Annotated in this window: 19 protein-coding genes and 2 pseudogenes; 19 read left to right on the plus strand and 2 right to left on the minus strand. The window is 66.7% G+C overall.

Annotated elements, in window-relative coordinates:
- The first annotated feature begins 174 nt into the window (after positions 1 to 174).
- The 6 genes and pseudogenes from ptsP (at position 175) to AC0IX7_RS19445 (ending at position 8,480) form a co-directional block, all read left to right on the plus strand.
- A pseudogene (ptsP, locus tag AC0IX7_RS19420) lies at positions 175 to 2,449 on the plus strand (phosphoenolpyruvate--protein phosphotransferase).
- Between the two features lie 109 nt (positions 2,450 to 2,558).
- Positions 2,559 to 3,527 carry a RodZ domain-containing protein gene (locus AC0IX7_RS19425; RefSeq protein ID WP_471813484.1) on the plus strand — a complete coding sequence of 323 codons (969 nt, stop codon included), beginning with the start codon at positions 2,559 to 2,561 and terminating at the stop codon, positions 3,525 to 3,527.
- Between the two features lie 95 nt (positions 3,528 to 3,622).
- Positions 3,623 to 4,582, plus strand: a complete 960-nt coding sequence (locus AC0IX7_RS19430) for a tetratricopeptide repeat protein (protein WP_471813486.1) — start codon at positions 3,623 to 3,625, stop codon at positions 4,580 to 4,582.
- A gap of 176 nt (positions 4,583 to 4,758) precedes the next feature.
- Entirely contained in the window at positions 4,759 to 5,736 is a 978-nt protein-coding gene (gene tilS / locus AC0IX7_RS19435; RefSeq protein ID WP_471813488.1) for a tRNA lysidine(34) synthetase TilS, read from the plus strand.
- Between the two features lie 122 nt (positions 5,737 to 5,858).
- Entirely contained in the window at positions 5,859 to 7,847 is a 1,989-nt protein-coding gene (ftsH, locus tag AC0IX7_RS19440) for an ATP-dependent zinc metalloprotease FtsH (RefSeq protein WP_187504788.1), read from the plus strand.
- Between the two features lie 63 nt (positions 7,848 to 7,910).
- Positions 7,911 to 8,480: a hypothetical protein gene (locus tag AC0IX7_RS19445; RefSeq protein WP_471813490.1), complete on the plus strand. Its 570-nt coding sequence runs from the start codon at positions 7,911 to 7,913 to the stop codon at positions 8,478 to 8,480.
- Positions 8,481 to 8,583: 103 nt separating this feature from the next.
- Here AC0IX7_RS19445 and AC0IX7_RS19450 read toward each other — a convergent pair whose 3' ends face one another.
- On the minus strand, positions 8,584 to 9,693 hold the full coding sequence (locus tag AC0IX7_RS19450) for a DUF3667 domain-containing protein (protein WP_471813492.1): 1,110 nt from the start codon (positions 9,691 to 9,693) through the stop codon (positions 8,584 to 8,586).
- Positions 9,694 to 9,769: 76 nt separating this feature from the next.
- On the opposite strand from AC0IX7_RS19450, the gene AC0IX7_RS19455 reads away from it, so the two are divergent.
- From AC0IX7_RS19455 to AC0IX7_RS19510, 12 genes and pseudogenes are all read left to right on the plus strand, one after another.
- Positions 9,770 to 11,032, plus strand: coding sequence for a glutamate-5-semialdehyde dehydrogenase (locus AC0IX7_RS19455; RefSeq protein ID WP_471813494.1), 1,263 nt, complete (start codon positions 9,770 to 9,772; stop codon positions 11,030 to 11,032).
- Positions 11,033 to 11,084: 52 nt separating this feature from the next.
- Positions 11,085 to 11,318 carry a hypothetical protein gene (locus tag AC0IX7_RS19460; protein ID WP_471813496.1) on the plus strand — a complete coding sequence of 78 codons (234 nt, stop codon included), beginning with the start codon at positions 11,085 to 11,087 and terminating at the stop codon, positions 11,316 to 11,318.
- Positions 11,315 to 11,602 (plus strand): type II toxin-antitoxin system RelE/ParE family toxin, encoded by a 288-nt coding sequence (locus AC0IX7_RS19465; protein ID WP_471813497.1) that lies wholly within the window; start codon positions 11,315 to 11,317, stop codon positions 11,600 to 11,602. Before AC0IX7_RS19460 ends, AC0IX7_RS19465 begins: the two co-directional genes overlap by 4 nt.
- Positions 11,599 to 12,213, plus strand: a complete 615-nt coding sequence (locus tag AC0IX7_RS19470; RefSeq protein WP_471813499.1) for a nicotinate-nucleotide adenylyltransferase — start codon at positions 11,599 to 11,601, stop codon at positions 12,211 to 12,213. The genes AC0IX7_RS19465 and AC0IX7_RS19470 overlap by 4 nt, the downstream gene beginning before the upstream one ends.
- 1 nt (position 12,214) lies before the next feature.
- Positions 12,215 to 12,622, plus strand: a complete 408-nt coding sequence (gene rsfS, locus AC0IX7_RS19475; RefSeq protein WP_131583613.1) for a ribosome silencing factor — start codon at positions 12,215 to 12,217, stop codon at positions 12,620 to 12,622.
- A 26-nt stretch (positions 12,623 to 12,648) separates the two neighbouring features.
- A complete protein-coding gene (locus AC0IX7_RS19480; protein WP_471813501.1) occupies positions 12,649 to 13,071 on the plus strand; it encodes a 23S rRNA (pseudouridine(1915)-N(3))-methyltransferase RlmH in 423 nt (140 codons plus the stop codon).
- Between the two features lie 3 nt (positions 13,072 to 13,074).
- Positions 13,075 to 14,247, plus strand: a complete 1,173-nt coding sequence (locus AC0IX7_RS19485; protein ID WP_471813503.1) for a murein hydrolase activator EnvC family protein — start codon at positions 13,075 to 13,077, stop codon at positions 14,245 to 14,247.
- Positions 14,248 to 14,715: 468 nt separating this feature from the next.
- Positions 14,716 to 16,082: pseudogene (locus AC0IX7_RS19490) on the plus strand (S41 family peptidase).
- Between the two features lie 20 nt (positions 16,083 to 16,102).
- Positions 16,103 to 16,582, plus strand: a complete 480-nt coding sequence (locus AC0IX7_RS19495; RefSeq protein ID WP_471813504.1) for a disulfide bond formation protein B — start codon at positions 16,103 to 16,105, stop codon at positions 16,580 to 16,582.
- Entirely contained in the window at positions 16,579 to 17,115 is a 537-nt protein-coding gene (locus AC0IX7_RS19500; protein ID WP_471813506.1) for a demethoxyubiquinone hydroxylase family protein, read from the plus strand. Before AC0IX7_RS19495 ends, AC0IX7_RS19500 begins: the two co-directional genes overlap by 4 nt.
- A 73-nt stretch (positions 17,116 to 17,188) precedes the next feature.
- Entirely contained in the window at positions 17,189 to 17,713 is a 525-nt protein-coding gene (locus AC0IX7_RS19505) for a hypothetical protein (RefSeq protein WP_187504799.1), read from the plus strand.
- 542 nt (positions 17,714 to 18,255) lie between these two features.
- Positions 18,256 to 18,957 carry a DJ-1/PfpI family protein gene (locus AC0IX7_RS19510; protein WP_471813508.1) on the plus strand — a complete coding sequence of 234 codons (702 nt, stop codon included), beginning with the start codon at positions 18,256 to 18,258 and terminating at the stop codon, positions 18,955 to 18,957.
- Here the strand turns inward: AC0IX7_RS19510 and AC0IX7_RS19515 are convergent.
- Positions 18,941 to 19,573 (minus strand): DedA family protein, encoded by a 633-nt coding sequence (locus AC0IX7_RS19515; RefSeq protein ID WP_471813510.1) that lies wholly within the window; start codon positions 19,571 to 19,573, stop codon positions 18,941 to 18,943. The genes AC0IX7_RS19510 and AC0IX7_RS19515 overlap by 17 nt on opposite strands.
- An 80-nt stretch (positions 19,574 to 19,653) precedes the next feature.
- Here AC0IX7_RS19515 and AC0IX7_RS19520 point away from each other — a divergent pair, with 80 nt between their 5' ends.
- On the plus strand, positions 19,654 to 20,451 hold the full coding sequence (locus AC0IX7_RS19520; RefSeq protein ID WP_471813512.1) for an aldo/keto reductase: 798 nt from the start codon (positions 19,654 to 19,656) through the stop codon (positions 20,449 to 20,451).
- Positions 20,452 to 20,524: the final 73 nt, after the last annotated feature.

Below are 20,524 nucleotides of genomic sequence, written 5' to 3' on the forward strand. Positions count from 1 at the left end.
GCTCAAGCGGGCCGACCTACCCCAACCCCTCCCTTCCAGGGAGGGGGAAGTGAGGAGTGTTCGACGCTATCGATCCTCGCTTGTAAGAAATCTCCGACAAAGATCGATCGAACTTGGGCGCGACACTGCTTTTGTTGCGTGGCACCCAAGCGTTTCATCTGATAGCCAACCCAAATGCCCCTTTCGGCCGCCGCCTCCGCCCGCGAAATTCTTACCAGCCTTCACGACGTGATGGCGTCGCGCACCTCCGCGCAAGCCAAGCTGAACGCCGTCGTCGGCATCATCGCCACCGCGATCGACAGCGAAGTCTGCTCGATCTACCTGTTGCGCGAAGGCGTGCTTGAGCTGTTCGCGACGCGCGGGCTGGATCAGGCGGCGGTCCACGTCACCAAACTCGCGCTCGGCGAAGGCTTGGTCGGCACGATCGCCGAGGACGTCGAGGTGCTCAACCTCGACGAAGCGGCGAGCCATCCCGATTTCGCCTACAAGCCCGAAACCGGCGAGGACCGTTTCCACAGTTTCGCGGGCGTCCCCATCATCCGCCGCGAGCGATCGGTGGGGGTCCTGGCCGTCCAGCACACCGATCGTCGCAAATATGCGGACGTCGAGATCGAGGCGCTGCAGACGGTTGCGATGGTGCTCTCCGAACTGATCGCCAATGCCGGCCTGATCGACACCATGGGTGGCGGCGCGGACCGACCGCAGTCGACCGCGGCGATGCAGAATCCCCGGACAGAAGCTGGTCGACGGGATGGGCGCCGGCTTCGCGGTCTATCACCAGCCGCGCATCCATATCGAGCACACCGTCGCCGAGGACACCGACGCCGAGCGGCACCGCGTCTATGCGGCGTTCGACAAGATGCGCGAAGGCATCGACCGGATGACGCGCGAGGCCGAATTCGGCGTCGGCGGCGAGCATGTCGAGGTGCTCCAGACCTACAAGATGTTCGCCTATGACGAGGGCTGGGCGCGGCGGATCAACGAGGCGATCGACTCCGGCCTCACCGCCGAGGCAGCGATCGAGCGCGTCCAGCAGCGCACCCGCCAGCGCATGCGCCAGATCGACGATCCGCTGCTCGCCGACCGGATGCATGACCTGGAGGACCTGTCGAACCGGCTGCTCCGGATCGTCTCGGGGCAGATGGGCACCGCGGCGCAACTCGGCCTGCGCCAGGACACGATCCTGATCGCACGCAACCTCGGGCCTGCCGAACTGCTCGAATACGACAAGCGCCGGTTGAAGGGCGTGATCCTCGAGGAGGGCTCGCTCACCGCACACGTCACGATCGTCGCGCGCGCGATGGGCGTGCCGGTGCTCGGCCGCGTCCGCGATATCCGCCGGCTGGTCGCGGAGGGCGACATGCTGTTGCTCGACAGCGCCGAGAGCAACGTCTTCGCACGACCCTCCGCGGCGATGGAGGAGGCGTTCGATGCGCGGCTCGCGATGCGGCAGAAGCGCAAGGCTGCGTTCGCGGCGTTGCGCGATGTGCCGCCGATCACGAAGGACGGCCACCGGCTGACGCTCATGGTCAATGCCGGCCTGCGTGACGACGTTGCCGCGCTCGATGTCACCGGCGCGGACGGCATCGGCCTGTTCCGCACCGAGTTCCAGTTTCTCGTTTCGGCCACTTTGCCGCAGCGCGAGCGTCAGCAGCGGCTTTACAAGGAAGTGCTCGACGCGGCGGGCGATCGCCCGGTGATCTTCCGCACCGTCGATATCGGTGGCGACAAGGCGCTGCCGTATCTGAACAAGGAAGATTCGGACGAGGAGAACCCGGCAATGGGCTGGCGCGCGCTACGCCTCGGCCTGGAGCGTGACGGGTTGATGAAGGTGCAGGCGCGGGCGTTGCTGGAGGCGGCCGCCGGTCGCACGCTCAACGTGATGTTCCCAATGGTCAGCGAGCCCTGGGAGTTCGACGAAGCACGCGCGCTGTTCGAGGCGCAGCGGACGTGGCTCGAAGGGCGTGGGCGGAAAATGCCGCTGGCGATCCGCTATGGTGCGATGCTGGAGGTGCCGGCGCTCGCCGAAATGCTCGACGTGCTGCTGCCGCGTATCGAGTTCCTGTCGATCGGCACCAACGATCTGACCCAGTTCCTGTTCGCCGCCGATCGCGCCAATCCCAAGCTCGCCGAGCGCTACGACTGGCTCAGCCCGTCGATTCTTCGCTTCATCGCGCGGCTGGTGTCGCCGACGCGCGACGCCAAGGTCGATCTCGCGGTGTGCGGCGAGATGGGCGGGCGGCCGCTGGAGGCAATGGCGCTGATCGGCCTCGGGATCGAGCGGTTGTCGATCACCCCCGCCGCGGTCGGCCCGATCAAGGCGATGACGCGCTCGCTCGATCGCGCCGCGCTTACCCGATACATGACAGGACTGCTGGCGGATCCACCTCGCGACATGCGCGGCGCGCTGACCGCATGGGCGACCGAAAACGGCGTCGAAATCGTCTGAAGGCCCGAAACCGGCGGTTCCGGGCCGCGTGCGCGTTGACACGGCTAGGGGCCTCTGAAAGACGGGGGACATGACGGGCAACGCTACGCAGCCCGCTTCGGAGACAAGAATGGACGAGGTCGAAACCGGCCAGAACGCTACGCCCGCTGTACCAGAGCGTGCTGGCGACATTCTTCGCAACAGCCGCGAGTCGCAGGGATTGAGCGTCGCGGATATCGCCGCACGTACGCGCGTGCCGCTGCGCCATCTCGAGGCGATCGAGGCATCCGACTATTCCGCGCTGCCGTCCTCCACCTACGCGGTCGGCTTCAGCCGCGCCTATGCGCGTGCGGTCGGCGTCGACGAGGTGCGGATCGCGCAGCTGGTGCGCGAAGACGTCGCCAAGCTCGGCCGCCGCACGCCCGAATACGAACCCTATGAGATGACCGATCCGTCTCGCGTGCCCTCACGCGGGATCGCGATCGTCGCGCTGGGGATCGCGATCGCGGTGCTGGTGCTGGTCGGCCTCTGGTACGGCACCGACATGTTCCGCGGTTCGAGCGAGTCCTCGACCGCGACGCCGGTTGCGCAAACTGCGCCGAACCCCGCCGCGCAGACCGCGCAACCCGTGCCTGCCCCGGCGACGCCCGCGAACGGCCAGGTCACGCTGACCGCCTCGGACGAGGTGTGGATGCGCGTCTACGATGCCGACAACAAGACGCTGTACCTCGGCACGATGAAGCCGGGTGAGAAGTTCGACGTGCCCAAGGATGCGAAGGACCCGATGATCAACATCGGTCGGGCGGACAAGCTCGCCGTGACGCTCAACGGTGCCGCCGCGCCGGCGCTCGGCACCGGTGAGCGCGCGATCAAGGACGTCCGCATCGGGGCACCGGCGATCGCGGCGCGGCTTGCCGGTGCGCCTGAGCCGCAGCCGACGCCGACCGCCGCGTCGGCCACGCCGTCCGGAACCAGCGAGCGGTCGCGTACGAGCAGCCGCCCGCGTACGCCGCGTCGTCCCCTGACCGAAACGCAGCGCGCCAATCTTGACGCTGCCGCCAACCCGCCGCCTGCTGCCACGGCGACGCCGACTCCGTGAGAACCGGCGGGCATCGCCAGGGCCTTAAGGCTGGCGACAGGATGGGTAGTGCAGCTATACCCGGACGATTAACCAATCCACCGGGGGTGTGGCCCATGCGTAAGTCTATTCTGATCGGCGTCTGCCTCGCGGCGCTGCTGCCGACCGCGATCTCCACTGGCGCCCAGGCACAAAACGTCGAGGGCCGCGTGGGCAAGCTCGAAAGCGAAATGCGCGCGGTCCAGCGGAAGGTCTTCCCCGGTGGTGCCGGCCAGATGCTTCAGCCCGAAGTGCGCGCGCCGCAGAGCGAGCAGGGCCCAGGGCCGGGCTCGCCCGCGACCAGTGCGCTCGCCGACGTGAACCAGCGCGTGACGTCGCTCGAACAGCAGATGACCTCGCTCACCGAACAGATCGAGCAGAACCAGAACCGCACGCGCCAGTTGCAGGATGCGTTCGACAATTACCGCCGCTCGAACGACGCGCGGATGAAGACGCTCGAAACCGGTCCCGCGCCGATCGCCGGAACTGGCGGTCCGACCGAGCCCGACGATCCCTCGAATGCCGGCCCCTCGAACGGCGGCTCCTCGAATACCGGCCCGTCGCGCCCGACGACCCGCCCCGAGACGGCGTCGAGGCCGGACACGCCGGCTCCGACCAGGGTTTCGGTCGAGAAGCCTGCCACCGGAGATCCGGCGGAGGACGAGTATCTGTACGGTTACCGCCTTTGGGAGGCCAAGCAATATCCGCAGGCCCAGGCGCAGCTGAAGAAGGTCGTCGTCGACTATCCGAAGAGCAAGCGCGCCAGCTATGCGCAGAACCTGCTCGGCCGCGCGTATCTCGACGAGGGCAAGCCGAGCCTCGCGTCGATGGCGTTCTACGACAATTACAAGAAGATGCCCGACGGCGAGCGGGCGCCGGACAGCCTGCTGTACCTCGGCCAGGCGCTGACCAAGCTCAACAAGCCGGCCGATGCCTGCAAGGTGTATGACGAACTGAACGACGTCTATGGGGCGAAGATGGCCTCGGCGATGAAGGGCCAGGTTGCCGCCGGGCGCAGCGCGGCGAAGTGCAAGTAAGCAGGTTCACCGATGAACACCGGCCCCTCTGAAATCCTCCCCTGCAAGGGGGTGGCAGTCCGCAGGACTGACGGAGGGGTATTGCGCCATCGAGAGCGGGTCACCCCTCCGTCTGGCAAGCGCCAGCCACCTCCCTCGAAGGGGAGGATCAGTATCCTCGAAACGGCCAACCTCGCATGACCGAAGAAGGCCGCCGCTTCGCCGCCGACTTCGCGCGGCTCGCGAGCGACATCGTCAACCCGCTGTTCGCCGTCTCCGGTGGCCCCGACAGCATGGCGATGCTCACCCTCGCGCACGAAGCGCTCCCCGGCTTCACGGTCGCCAGCATCGACCACCGCCTCCGCCCCGAAGCGGTGGAGGAATCCGCGATGGTCGCCGCGCACTGCGCAACGCTCGGCATCCCCCACGCCACGCTCGCGCCAAGCGAGCCGATCACCGGCGCCAGTATCCAGGCACAGGCCCGCACCACGCGCTATGCCCTGCTCACCGATCACGCCCGGGCGATCGGGGCAGGGGCGCTCGTCACGGGCCATCACGCCGACGACCAGGCGGAGACGTTCCTCATGCGCGCCGCCCGCGGTTCGGGTCTCGCGGGGCTCGCCGGTGTACGCGCCCGCACCGAAATTCACGGCATCACGGTCGTCCGCCCCTTACTCGACTGGCGCCGCGCCGAACTCCGCGCGATCGTCCGCCGTGCCGAAGTGCCGTTCTTCGACGATCCCTCGAACCACGACGACCGCCACGATCGCACGCGCTTCCGTCGGTTGCTTGGCGAGAATGAATGGCTCGGCACGCCCAACCTCGCCCGCGCGGCCGCGGCACTCGCCGAGACCGATACCGACGTCCGCGCGATGGTCGAGTGGATCTGGACCGAGCGCGCCAAGGTCGGTGGCGGCGAAGTGAAGCTCGCGGTCGAGAAGTTGCCCCGCGAGATTCTCCGCCGCCTCGCCCGCCGCGCGATCGGTACGGTCCGCACCGAGGCGGGCATCGTCGCGCCCGAATGGACCGAGGCCGCGAACATCGAGAAGCTGCTCGACTCGCTGCTGGCCGGCAAGCGCACCACGCAGGCCGGGATCATCGCCAGCGTCCGCGGCGACGTCTGGCGCTTCCGCGAGGCACCGCCGCGCCGGGCCTCCACGTTGGGCCCTGCCTGAACGTCGGGCCCTGCCTGAACCACGTGACGATCCGTTCACACTGATCAACGCAACTCGCGCGTTGTTCCATTGCCATTAACCTGCGCACGCTTATCTTGTGCGGTGAAAGGTATCGTGCACCCATGAGCGACAACGACAACCGCGGTCAGAAGCCCCAGGGCCCCGGAAACGGTGGCCCCGAGAACGGCGGCGGAAATCCCTGGATGAAAAGCCTGTTGATCTGGGTCGGCATCCTGCTCGCGCTGGCACTGTTCGTGACCATGTTTGACGGCCGCACCGCGGCGTCCAGCGGCAACACGATCGCCTATTCGGCGTTCCTCGACAAGGTCGACGAGGGCACCGTCAAGGACGTCAACATCTCGCGCGATATCATCTCGGGGACATTGTCCTCGGGCGAGAAGTTCAAGTCGTACCCGATCCAGGATTCGACGCTCGTGCCCCGGCTGCGCGAGAAGGGCGTCTCGATCAGCGCGAAGCCCGAAGAGGGCCCTTCGATGCTGGCACTGCTTTTGTATCAGTCGCTGCCGTTCCTGCTGTTCCTTGGCATCGCGTTCTTCGTGCTGAAGCAGATGCAGAAGAACTCGGGCTCCGGCGCGATGGGCTTCGGTAAGAGCCGCGCGAAGATGCTGACGCAGAAGGAAGGTAAGGTCACCTTCCAGGACGTCGCTGGCATCGACGAGGCCCGCGAAGAGCTGGAGGAGATCGTCGAGTTCCTCAAGGACCCGACCAAGTTCGCCCGTCTCGGCGGCAAGATTCCCAAAGGCGCCTTGCTGGTCGGCTCGCCCGGTACCGGCAAGACGCTGCTCGCCCGCGCGATTGCGGGTGAGGCCGGCGTGCCATTCTTTACGATCTCGGGTTCGGACTTCGTCGAGATGTTCGTCGGCGTCGGTGCGAGCCGTGTCCGCGACATGTTCGAGCAGGCCAAGAAGTCCGCACCGTGCATCGTCTTCATCGACGAAATCGATGCCGTCGGTCGTCATCGCGGTGCCGGCCTCGGCAACGGCAATGACGAGCGCGAGCAGACGCTGAACCAGCTGCTGGTCGAAATGGACGGCTTCGAGGCGAACGAAGGCATCATCATCATCGCCGCGACCAACCGTCCCGACGTGCTCGATCCGGCGCTGCTGCGTCCGGGCCGCTTCGATCGCCAGGTCGTCGTGCCGCGGCCGGATATCGAAGGTCGTATCAAGATCCTCGAAGTGCACATGAAGAAGGTGCCGCTCGCGCCCGACGTCGATGCGCGCGTGATCGCTCGCGGTACGCCGGGCTTCTCGGGCGCTGATCTCGCCAACCTCGTCAACGAGGCGGCGCTGCACGCGGCGCGCAAGGGCAAGCGTCTCGTGGCAATGGCCGAGTTCGAGGAAGCCAAGGACAAGGTCATGATGGGCGCCGAGCGTCGCAGCATGGTCATGACCGACGACGAGAAGCGGATGACTGCGTATCACGAGGCTGGTCATGCCGTCGTCGCGATGCACGAGGCTGCCTCGGATCCGATCCATAAGGCGACGATCATCCCGCGCGGTCGTGCGCTGGGCATGGTCATGCGGCTCCCCGAGCGTGACTCGTACAGCTATCACCGCGACAAGATGTACGCGAACCTCGCGGTGTCGATGGGCGGCCGCGTCGCCGAGGAAGTCATCTTCGGCTACGACAAGGTTTCGTCGGGCGCATCGGGCGACATCCAGTACGCTACAGGTCTGGCACGCGACATGGTCACGCGCTGGGGCATGTCGGACAAGGTCGGTCCGCTCGAATATGGCGAGCCAGAAGGCGAGTCGTTCCTTGGTTACTCGTCCAGCCGTCCGTCGCGCATGTCGAACCAGACCGCGCAACTGATCGATGACGAGATCAAGCGGATCGTCGAAGGCGGTCTCGACCGTGCCAAGCAGGTGCTGAGCGATCACGTCGACCAACTCCACACCGTCGCTGGCGCGCTGCTCGAGTTCGAGACTCTGACGGGTGACGAGATCAAGAAGCTGATCGCCGGCGAGGATCTCGATCGTCCGGATCCGGGTGCGAAGGCATCGACCGTCCCGCGCGCGGGTACGTCGATCCCGAAGACGCGGCGTCCGAACGGTCCGTTCGGTACGCCGACTCCGCTGGGGGCGTGATCCGGTTCACCCGGCAGTAACCTAAGTATCTCTATGGGCGGTCTTTTCTCGGAAAGGCCGCCCATGTCGTATGTTCGCTCCAAGGCACTGATCGCCGCGCTGACGATCGCCGGTCTGGCGATGCCGGCGAATGCCGCGATGACGGTCGGCACCTTCCTCGCCCGCGCCAACGCGCTGCGTGACCAGGGCCCGATGGTGTTGATGTCGCCCGATTTCCCCGCGCTGAAGGCCGAGGCGAAAGCCGCGACCAACCAGCTGAAAGCCGAACGCGCCGCCCGCGCCGCCGCCGGCAAGCCACCGATCGCCTGTGTTCCCGAGGGTGAGTCGGTCGGCATCATGGACATGCTCGACGGTCTCAACGAACTCCCCGCCAGCTACCGGAAACGCCCCTCAAGGACGGTTACGCCCGGGTATTGGCGAACCTGTACCCCTGCCGCTGAGCGGGCACGTGTGTTCGGGTTAGGGGCTGGGGACACCGCGCGCGGTCCGCCGCATCAGCCTTCTCCGTCGTCCAACCCGAGTCTCGTTCCCGGCGCAAGTTCGCTGCAAGTCCAGCACGCCAGCGAAGCTGGGGTATCCCCGTTGGCTGGCGACGCGACCCGCACCATAAGATCCCAGCTTTTGCTGGGATGACGGCAATTGGGGCGGTCCCGATTTTCGTTCGGCTAAATGAGCTTGGATTGCGGATCCGTTCTAAAATGACGGAACGACAGGTCTACCCCCGACCTGGCCCGACCTAATCCGTCAACCCGTGCAGCAACAGCAGCACGACAAACGCCAGCAGCACCGTGAACGCGAACGTCAGCAGCGCGACCGTCCGCCACGCCGCCGAGCGCTTGCGCAGCGAATACGCCCCACGAAGCTGCGCGAACATGTGGATCGGCGGTACCAGCATTGCCCCGACTACGATCCAGCCCTCCGCCACCCCGATCACGCCCGCGACGATCAGCACGATCGTCAACAGCATCATGAACGCCAGCGAGTAGGTCACGAAGATCGCGTGATCGTAGAGATGATGCCGGCGGCGCCACAGGAACAGGAGCGCCATGAACGGCACGGAGAGCGGAATAAGACCCCAACTGTATTTATAAGCGCTGGTCTGCAGTTTGTAGAGCATCAGCCCCGGATTGCCGTTCGCCTTCGCAATGCCGTGGTCGAGCCGTTCCCAACCGGTCTTGAAGTCGCCGAGATCGACGACCGTGCCGTAGGCGACACCGTTCTGTATATCTGCCGCTACGCCGAGTGCACGAACAGTGGTGCGAAGGGCGCCTGCCTGCTGGTCGAGGGTAGTGATCGAGTCTCCCGAATAGGTTGCACCCGCCTTCACCGCGGCCGCCCTTTGCGACTCGATCTTCTTTAACGCGACGCGAGCCTTCGCCGCCTCGTGCGCGTAATCCGACGTCTTCCCGGGGCGTTTGTCCTCGAGGAAGTCCTTCGTCATTTCGCCACCGACCGCGCCGATCGTCGCGAACATCAGGAAGACGGTGAACAGGAACAGCGCGAGCGGCGACACGAACCGAGCCCGCTCGCCGTTGACGTAGCGCCGCGTGAGCGTGCCGGGACGTAGGATCAACAGCGGCAACGTCCGCCAGATCTTGCCCTCGAAGTGGAAGACCCCGTGCGCGATCTCATGCCCGATCCCGCCGAGCGAACGGTGGACGTGCGCGGATTGCCCGCAGGCATGGCAGTGCTCGCCGAGCAACCGGGTCCCGCAATTGAGGCAGAGCGCGTCGTCCGGACCATGGCCGGCACGCGCACCAGCGGCGCCTCCGGCCTTCGGTTCGACCGCGCGTCCGACCAGGGCACCCGTGGCGATGTCCGCCGCTGCTTCGATATCTCCGGTCATGAGCCCCCTGTAATATCGGTAGCGTAACGAGTTCGCTGCGTTGGCGCGAGGGGCTTCGCATGCTACCGCGCGGACCATGGCCGATGCAGAAAATCCGACCGAATTGATCGCCGAAATGGGCCGCCGCGCGCGCTCGGCCGCGCTGGTGCTGGCGTCGATGCCGTCTGCGCGGAAGGCTGCGGCGCTGGCGTCGGCGGCGGAGTCTATCCGGGCAGCATCGGCGACGATCGTTGCGGCGAACGCGGAGGACATGACGCGTGCCGCGGACGCTGGTCTGTCGGGCGCGCTGCTGGATCGGCTGCGGCTGGACGAAGCGCGCGTTGCGGCAATGGCGGATGGGGTCGCGGCGGTCGCGGTACTCGCCGATCCGGTCGGGCAGGTGATCGACTCCAGCGAGCGCCCGAACGGCCTGAAGCTCTCGCGCGTCCGCGTGCCGATCGGCGTCATCGGCATCATCTACGAGAGCCGCCCGAACGTCACCGCCGACGCTGCGGCGTTGTGCGTGATGGCCGGCACCGCAGCGATCCTGCGCGGCGGGTCCGAAGCGGTGAACAGCAATCGCGCGATCCATGCGGCGCTGGTCGAGGGCCTGAAGGCGGGCGGGGTGCCTGCCGACGCGGTGCAACTCGTGCCGACCACCGATCGCGCGGCGGTCGGCGCGATGCTGAAGGCGGACGGGGTGATCGACCTGATCATTCCCCGCGGTGGCAAGAGCCTCGTCGCGCGCGTCCAGGCCGAAGCGCGTGTGCCCGTCCTCGCGCATCTCGACGGCATCAATCACGTCTATGTCCACGCCTCGGCGGACCCGGCCATGGCGGCGGCAGTCGTCGTCGACGCCAAGATGCGCCGCACCGGCGTCTGCGGCTCGATGGAAACGCTGCTGATCGACCGGGATTACGCCGTCGCACCGGCCCTGATCCGAGGTCTCGCGGCAACGGGTTGCGAGGTGCGCGGCGACGCGCGCGCGCGCATGCTCGTCCCCGAGATCGCCGCCGCCGACGCGGCCGACTGGGACACCGAATATCTCGACGCGATCGCCTCGGTCGCGATCGTCGATGGTCTCGACGCGGCAGTCGCGCATATCGCCCGCCACGGCTCGCACCACACCGACGCAATCGTGGCCGAAGACGCCGTCGTCGCCGAACGCTTCCTTACCTCCGTAGATAGCGCGATAGTCCTCTGGAACGCCTCCACTCAGTTCGCCGACGGCGGCGAGTTCGGCCTCGGCGCAGAGATCGGTATCGCCACTGGCCGCCTCCACGCCCGCGGCCCGGTCGCGCTCGAAGGCCTAACCACCTACAAATGGATCGGCCGCGGCACCGGCCAGGTGCGCGGTTGATTGTGAGAGGTGGAAAGCGCATGTTCGCGACATGACGAACGCATCGACCTTGATGATCGCGATCGAGCCAGGCGTTGCCGACAAACTCGCGACACTGGCGCACCGCCGCGGCGTCGACGCTAGTAGCATCGCCGCCGAAGCGATCGCGAATCGCGTCGACGAAGAACTCGAATTTCTGGACTTCATTCAGGCCGGCGAGGATTCGATTGCGCGAGGCGATTATCTGACCCAGGACGAGATGGAAGCCTGGTTTGCACAACGGCACAAGACCGCCAACGCTGCATGAGGGGCGTGAGATGGTCGCGCGACGCGCAGGCCGATCTTGCGACGATCGACGACGAGTTCGACAAGGTCGATCCGAATACCGCGAGCCGGGTTGGCACCTCGGCGGTAAACGCAGCCAGATTTTTGGTGGATTACCCGGGCGCGGGGCCAGCGGTGCCAAATACCCGACTGCGTAAATGGCGCGTCGCAGGTACGCCTTATATCTTGCTCTATCGGTTGGCGGACGGTGATTTGTTCATCGTCCGCGTCATTCACGTCGCGCGTGACTGGCAGCAATTCCTATGACCCACGTTGGCATCCTCGGCGGGTCGTTCAATCCCGCGCATCGCGGCCACCGCGGCATCACGCTATCCGCAATCGATGCGCTCGCGCTCGACGAGGCGTGGTGGCTGGTATCCCCCGGCAACCCGCTCAAGGACGCCGCGAACGACATGGCGCCGCTCACCGCGCGCCTCGCGTCCGCCCGCGTGATGGCACGCCGTGCCCCAATCCGCGCGACCGACATCGAGGCGCGGCTGCACACCCGCTACACGCTCGACACGATCCGCAAGCTTAAGCGGCGCTACCCGAAAATCCGCTTCATCTGGCTGATGGGCGCGGACAATCTCGCCGACTTCCACCGCTGGAAGAACTGGCGCCAAATCGCTCGCGAGGTTCCGATTGCGGTAATCGCGCGTCCGGGATATGACGGGCGCGCCCTCGCGGCCCCCGCGATGGGTTGGCTGCGGCGCTTCCAACGGCGCACAGACCATGCGAAGAGCTGGACGACGTGGAGATTGCCGGCCCTTGTGCTGTTGCGCTTCCGACCCGACCCGACCTCCGCAACCGGCCTGCGTGCCAAAAATCCCGACTGGGTTCAGCACGTTGCTGGCTCGGTAGTCTTACCCAGGAGCTGACTTGGCCACTTCCCCTACTGCCCCTCGCGCGACCGACCCCGAAGAGGTTGAGGCGCTGCATCGCCTGATCCTCGCGTCGCTCGACGACGACCAGGCGGTCGAGACCATCTCGATCCCGCTCGCGGGCAAGACCAGCATCGCCGACTATATGGTGATCGCCAGCGGTCGTTCGACCCGCCAGGTCGCCTCGATGGCGCAGAAGCTGGCCGAGCGGATCAAGGCCGAGTTCAAGCGCCCGGTGAAGATCGAAGGCCTGCCGACCGCCGACTGGGTGCTGATCGACGCGACCGACGTCATCGTCCACCTGTTCCGCCCCGAAGTCCGCAGCTTCTACAATCTGGAGCGGATGTGGGCGTTCGGCGATGCACCGACCCCGCCGCCCGTGCCGACCTTCACCGACGAAGACTAAGCGCGGCGGCGGCCCAAAAGCGGATCATGCTGCTCCACATCGTCGCCCGTGGTCGGATCGGGCGCTCGCCCGAGGCCGACCTCGTCGACCGCTATCTGAAGCGGATCGTCTGGCCGACCAGGGTCAGCGAGCTGCCCGACATAGGCGGCAAGATTCCGATCGTCGGCGAGCAGACCAAGCGCATCCTGCTCGACGAGAAGGGTGAGACGCTGTCGTCGACGCAGTTCGCGCATAAATTGGAGCGATGGCGCGACGACGGCGTGCGTGAGGCGCGGTTCATGATCGGCGCTGCCGACGGCTTCGACGACGCGGCGCGCGACGAGGCGGACCTGTTGTTCTCGTTCGGCCGCGCGACCTGGCCGCATCTGCTCGCCCGCGCGATGCTCGCCGAGCAACTCTTCCGCGCGACCAGCATCCTTGCCAACCATCCCTATCACCGCGAAGGGTGATGCATGAGGGCAGGGGGCGTCTTGGCGATCGCGGCGCTGTTCGCGGCGGCGGGCGTAACCGCACAGACTGACGCGCCCGAACTGGCGACCGAGCAGCAGCGCCTGGTCGCGGCCAAACGTGACGCCGCGATCGCCGCCGCGCGCGCCGCCAAGCTCGCCGCCGCTGCCACCCAGGAACGCAACGCTGCTGACAAGGCGCGCCGCGAAGAACAGGCGCTCGCCGCCCGCGTCGCTGCCGCTGAAGCCAACCTCGCCACCGCTAGTGCGCGCGTGACGTTGGTCGACCGCCTGCTCGCCGATCAGCGCGCCAGGCTCGGCCGCGCGCAGGCTCCGGTCGCGCGGCTGTTGGCCGCGCTGGAGTCGCTCGCCCGCCGCCCGACGATCGTTGCGGTCGCGCAGCCGGGATCGGTCGACGACCTCGTCCATGTCCGTGCGGTGCTGGGCAGCGCGCTCCCGGTCGTCCGCCAGCGTACCGAGGCGGTCCGCACCGAACTCGCCGAGACGCGGCGTTTGCAGGCGAGCGCGACACTCGCTGCCAAGGCGCTTTCCGATAGCCGCGCGCGTCTGGAGAACGACCGCATCGCGCTGGCCACCCTTGAGGCGCGTCATCGCCAGCGCAGCCAGGCCCTCGGTCGTGGCGCGCTCAGCGAGTCCGACCGCGCGCTGGCGCTCGGCGAACGCGCGCGCGATCTGGTCGACGGGATGGCCGCCACGACCAACGCCAAGGCGACCGCCGCCGCCCTGATCGCGCTCGCCGGCCCGGTCCCACGCCCGATCGCGCCCGGCACCACGCCACCGCCGCCCCCGCGCGGCGTGTACCGCATCCCGGTAGCGGGCAGGCTCGTCACCGGCTTCGACGAGGTTTCGGACTCCGGCGTCCGGTCGCGCGGCCTGACCTTCGCCACCGCGCCCCGCGCCCGCGTCGTCGCGCCCGCGGCCGGCACGATCCGCTACGCGCGTCGTTTCCGTGAGTACGGCGTCATCGTCATCATCGACCACGCCGATGGCTGGACCAGCCTGGTCACCGGCCTCGCCGCAACCACGGCAAGCCCCGGCGACCGCATCGCGATGGGCGCGCCGCTCGGCATCGCGCCCGGCGAGGACCCGCGGATCACCGTCGAACTCCGGCGCCGGGGTCGGCCGGTTGATGCGGCGTCACTGATAGGGCCGCGCTGATCGGCTGAGCCAGATCAATGCCTGACTTCGAGGTCGAAATTCGCCAAATCCACCCCGTCACCCCGGACTGGTTCCGGGGCCCACCGTTCCGCGAACCCAATTCTATCGAGCGTGCGGAACCGTGGATGCCGGAACGAGCCCGGCATGACGGAGCGTGGTGGAAGAGACTTGCCGCCGAAACCTGATGGACGCCGCGTTTCGATCCTCCCCCGCCAGGGGAGGTGGCTGGCGCTTGCCAGACGGAGGGGGGCAACCCCTGTTCCGTGTCCTCCCCTCCGTCACCTTCGGTGCCACCTCCCTGGCGAGGGAGGATCGATGGGGCCCCGGTCAGCCCCCGTTAACCCTCATCAGTCTTCACTCCGCGCGCGCGTTGCCGCCACCACGTCATTACGCTACGCCGTCACCACTGTACGACACGTCACTTCTCAGGTTGCAGGACCATCGATGCCCCGTCCTATTCGTGCTCCTATGCTTACCGCGACGGCGATCGTCGGCGCGCTGACGCTGATCCCGCTCGCCACCTCGGCGATGGCGGCGGTCGACACCGACACCTATCGCGAGTTCGACCAGTTCCTCGACGTCTTCAACCGCGTGAAGGCGGAATATGTCGACAAGGTCGATGACAAGACGCTGATCAAGGGCGCGATCCAGGGCATGCTCGCCAGCCTCGATCCGCACTCCAGCTATGTCGACGCGCTCGACTACGAAAACCTCCGGATCATGACGGAAGGCAATTACGGCGGTCTCGGCCTGACGGTGCAGATGGAGGACGGCGCGATCAAGGTCGTCTCCCCGCAGGAAGACTCCCCGCCGCCCGCGCCGGCGTCAAATCCGGCGACTATATCACGCATATCGACGGCAAGCTGATCTACGGCGATTCGCTCGACGAGGCGGTCGGCAAGATGCGCGGCAAGCCCGGCAGCAAGATCACATTGGGCCTCGTCCGCCCCGGCCGCGACAAGCCGCTCGACGTGACGATGATGCGCGAGATCATCGTCCAGAAGCCGGTGAAGTGGGAAGTCCGCGGCGACGTCGGCTATATCAACATCAACACCTTCAGCGAGAACACCGGCGCCGACACCCGCGCGGCGATCATGGCGATCGACAAGTCGCTCGGCCACCGCCCGCTCGGCTATGTCGTCGACCTGCGCGAGAATGGCGGCGGGCTCCTGACCCAGGCGATCGAGGTCAGCGACGCGTTCCTCGATCACGGCGAGATCGTCTCGCAGCGCGGCCGCGAGAAGACCGATATCGAGCGCTATTACGCCAAGCCCGGCGACGACGCGCACGGACTGCCGGTCGTCGTCCTGACCGATCCCGGCACCGCCTCCGCGTCCGAGATCGTCGCCGGCGCGCTCCAGGATCATCACCGCGCGCTGATCATGGGCGAGCGCAGCTTCGGCAAGGGCTCGGTCCAGACCGTGCTTCAGCTCGGGCCCGAGACCGCGCTCCGCCTGACCACCGCGCGCTACTTCACGCCGTCCGGCCGGTCGGTGCAGGAGGGCGGGATCGAGCCCGACATCAAGGTGCCGCAGCTCACCGATCCCGACTACAAGTCGCGCCCGGTGTTCCGTGAGGCCGATCTGCGCAAGCATCTGATCAACGAAGTGAAGGCCGACAACGCGGTGCTGGAGGAGGATACCAAGACCGATCCCCGCTTCTCGCAGACGCCCGATCAGTTGAAGAAACAGGGTATCGACGACTTCCAGCTCTATTACGCGCTGAAGACCGTCGCGCGTCTCGGCGGCCCCGTGCAGGTTGCCGCCGCCACCAAGCCGCGCCCGATCAAGCCCGATCCTACCGCCCCCGACGCAACCAAGGCGCCCACCAAGTGAGCGTGCGTCGTGGGCTTGGCATGACCAAGAACGAAGAGATCGCGCGCGCCATCGCACTGTTGCTGCCGGCGTTCCTGCTGCTCGGCGCGCTCGGCTCGCAATATCTCGGCGGGCTGTATCCGTGCGAGATGTGCCACTGGCAGCGCTGGCCGCATTATTCCGCGTTGCTGATCGCCGGCGCGACGTTCTTCGTGCCCGGCCGGTCATTGCGCGCATCGCTGGTCATCATCGCCGGTCTGCTGATCGGCCTCAGCGGCTTGATCGGCGTCGCGCATGCCGGTGTCGAATATCATTGGTGGAACGGCTTCACCGCCTGCACCACCACCGTCTCGATGGCCGGTACCACCGCGGCCGAAAGGCTCGCGGCGATCATGAATGCGCCGATGGTGCGTTGTGATTCGGCGCAATGGAAACTGTTCGGCATTTCGCTCGCCGGCTTCAACGCCATCTTTTCTCTGGGGGCGATCACCATATTCGCTCTCATGAGGAAGACGAGATGAGCGGCTGGAAGCCAGGAGACGCCAAACGCGCCACCGATTCGATGATCCGCGTCGATCAGGCCGGCGAATATGGTGCGATCCGCATCTATGCGGGGCAGCTTGCCGTGCTCGGCGATCGTCACCCGGCATCACGCTCGATCCACCACATGGCACAGCAGGAGGAACGCCACCGCGCGTTCTTCGACCGGATGATCGTCGAGCGCCGCGTGCGGCCCACCGTGTTGCAGCCGATCTGGAAAGTCGCCGGCTTCGCGCTCGGCGCGGTGACCGCGGCGATCAGCCCGCGGGCTGCGATGGCGTGCACCGCGGCGGTCGAGACCGAGATCGACAAGCATTACGAAGAACAGCTCGTTCAGCTTGGCGCCAGCGATCCCGAGCTATCGGCAGCCATTCTCGATTTCCAGGCCGAGGAACTCGAACACAAGGCGACCGCGATCGCGGCGGGTGCCGAGGAAACGCCGGGCTACCCGGTATTGAGCGCGGTAATCCGGCTAGGCTGTAAGGTCGCGATCGCTACCGCCAAGCGGATCTAGGCGGACGGAAACGGATCAACGGATACGGCCAAGCGATTATAACAAGCCGAACGAACGCGTGGGAGTGATGCGTATGAAGATGCTTTTTGCGGCGGCCTTGCTCGTCGCCGGCCCCGCCGTCGCACAGACCGCGCAGCCGACCCCCAATGCCAATACGGGCACTGCCAATACGGGGCCGACCCTCGCGCAGCCGCCGGCCAAGGCCCCGGCGCTGCCCGGTGCGACCGCCAAGCCCAAACCGGTCGTCGCTCCCCCGCAGGTCTCGCGCAACGCGCCGATCAACGGAGTCCTGACGCTGTTCGGCAACGAGCGCTGCCCGACCAACCAGAATGGCGAGGAAATCGTCGTCTGCGTCCGCCGCAGCGCGCAGGAGCAATACCGTGTCCCGAAAGAACTCCGCGAGTTCGTCGTGACCCCTGAGAATGCGAGCTGGGCGACCAAGGCCCAGGGCACGCTCGACGCAGGCTCGGGCGTCAACACGATCGGCAGCTGCTCCGCCGTCGGCGCTGGCGGCGCCACCGGCTGCTTCGGCCAGCGCGTGCGGGAATCCCGCCTCGAAAACAAGACCCGCGCTGCCGAAGTCCCCGTCCTCCCATAAGGCTGTCGCGAGACACCGCCCTTCCTCCCCCTCCCTGAAAGGGAGGGGTAGAGGTGGGTCGGTTTCCACGTGGTCGAACCCCAGTGGCCCAATTGGCCAACCCACCTCAACCCCTCCCTTCCAGGGAGGGAGCAGTTTCCGATCCTCTGGCAGTGGGTTTGCGCACATCCGCTCGCGCCATCGCAGCGGTATGCGCGGTATGGCGCCGACGCCTTACCTACTCGCCCAGCGCCCAAACCCCGCCACGCGGCTGCTCGCCTGACGCCGTCAGCCCCTGCTGTCCTACAAGGATCGAGCATGACATGATGCGCGAATGCCGTCAGCAGCCACCCAGAGCCCGATAGCCGAGACTGCCACCAATCGTGCGGTGGCTGGCGGCGAGAATGCTGCGCGAGCGTCTATACTTCCTATACTTCACTCGCGCGCGCGCCTTGGCCGATTCTGGATTGGCGTTATTCCCCGCGCCTTAGGCTGATCGCGGACGACGTCTCGATTCACAGCCACAAGAACCTCCCGCTAGGAATACCGGCATTACCACACCCTTGCGCATCGCCTTCCTGCTGTTCCCGAGCGTCACGCAGCTCGACCTCACCGGCCCCGCGCAGGTCCTGTCGCGGCTCGGCAACGCCCGGCTTGATCTCGTGTGGAAGACGCTCGACCCGGTCCCGACCGACGCCGGTTTCTCGATCCTGCCGACCGCGACCTTCGCCGACGTGCCGCACGCCGACATCCTCTGCGTCCCCGGCGGTTTCGGCACCAACGCCGTGATCGCCGACGACGAAGCGATGGCGTGGGTCCAGGCGATCGGCGCAACCGCGACCTGGGTGACCAGCGTCTGCACCGGTTCGCTGATCCTCGGCGCGGCGGGATTGCTCGATGGCTATCGCGCCGGTTGCCATTGGGCGCAGCGCGACATGCTGACTCTGTTCAACGCGATTCCGGTCGACGCGCGCGTTGTGGTCGATCGCAACCGCGTGACGGGCGGCGGCGTTACCGCGGGAATCGACTTTGCGCTGACGCTGACCGCGATGATTCGCGGCGAAGCGCATGCCCGGGCGGTGCAGCTCGGTCTGGAATATGACCCCGCGCCGCCCTTCGACAGTGGTTCACCCGCCAGCGCCGGTCCGGAAATCGTCGCGGCGTATCAGCGCCGCATGGACGCGCTAGTCCCTACGCGCGACGACGACCTCCGCGGGCTGGCAAGGCGCCGCGGTTACCCCGGGATACTCAAGGGTGACGCTTAAGCCCGCGCACCCGGTGCCAGATGTAGAAGGCGACCAGAGCGATCAGGACGATGCCGATCAACAGGTCTGCGCTGTGGAACGCGGCCTTGACGCGCGGATCGCTGTCCCATTTGTCGCCGAGCTTCATGCCGACCCAGGCCAACCCGAAGCACCACGGCCACGATCCGATGAAGGTGTAGAGGTGGAACGGTACCAGCTTCATCCGCGCGACGCCGGCGGGGAAGGCGATGAACGAGCGGATCACTGGCAGCAGGCGCCCGATCAGCACCGCGACCGAACCCCAGCGTGCGAAGAACCGGTCGGCCGCATCGAGCTCGCCCGGCCCGATCAGGACGAAGCGGCCCCAGCGCTCGGCCATCGGTCGACCGCCGCGCTTGCCGACCTCATAGGCGACGATCGAGCCGAGATTGCACCCGATCGCGCCGGCGGTGGCGGCGAGATACAGGTCGAACCGCCCGGTCGAAACGAGGTAGCCGGCGAACGGCATGATGATCTCGGACGGCAGCGGGATGCACGCGCTCTCGATCGCCATGAGCAGCGCGATGCCGACATAGCCACCGGACGAGATGACGCCGATCGTGAAGGTGGCCAGCACGGCCAGGATCTTTTCGAACATGGATCGGTCGATTGCGCGAACCGTGCGACGAAGGGAAGAGACATTCGGAACCGCCCGGCGAGTCGTGCGCTGGTTGCGGCATGACAAACATCACACTCAACGATGGCCGCACCATGCCCCAGCTCGGCATGGGCACGTGGCAGATTCCCGACAGCCAAGCCGCGGCGATCGTCCGCTCCGGGCTCGATATCGGCTTCCGCCTGGTCGACACCGCCGCGATCTACGAGAACGAACGCGGCGTCGGTGACGGCTACAAGGGCTCGGATGCGTTCCTGACGACCAAGCTCTGGAACGACCGACAGGGCGATGCCGAGGCGGCGATGAACGAGAGCCTCGCGCTGCTCCGTGTCGAGTCGGTCGACCTGTACCTCATGCACTGGCCGGTGCCGAAGCAAGACAAGTATGTCGACGCCTGGAACGCGATGATCGCCCTGCGCGATGCCGGAAAGGCCAAGTCGATCGGCGTATCGAACTTCCTCCCCGAGCATATCGACGCGATCGTCGCTGCGACCGGCGTGACCCCGGCAGTCAACCAGATCGAACTCCACCCCAATTTCCAGCAACGCGAGCAGCGGGCGTATCATGAGGCGCACGGCATCGTAACGCAGAGCTGGAGTCCGCTGGGGCAGGGCAAGACGCTGTTGCAGGACGAGGCCATCGTCCGCATCGCTGACAAGCACGGCCGCAGCGCCGCTCAGGTGATCCTCGCATGGCATCTGGCGAACGGCTTTTCGGTGATCCCGAAAGCGTCCGACGCCGTGCACCTGGCGGATAATTTCGCGTCGCTGGACCTGACGCTGGACGACGAAGACATCGCCGCCATCGAAGCGCTCGACGATCCGGCGGGCCGTTTGGGACCTGAGCCTAACAGCATGTGATGGGGCGTGGGGCTCTCCGACCTCCTCCGTCATTTTGACGAAAGTCAGGAATCAGGGTAACGGGCGTGGCGCT

This window comes from Sphingomonas sp. AC411 (assembly GCF_979253035.1).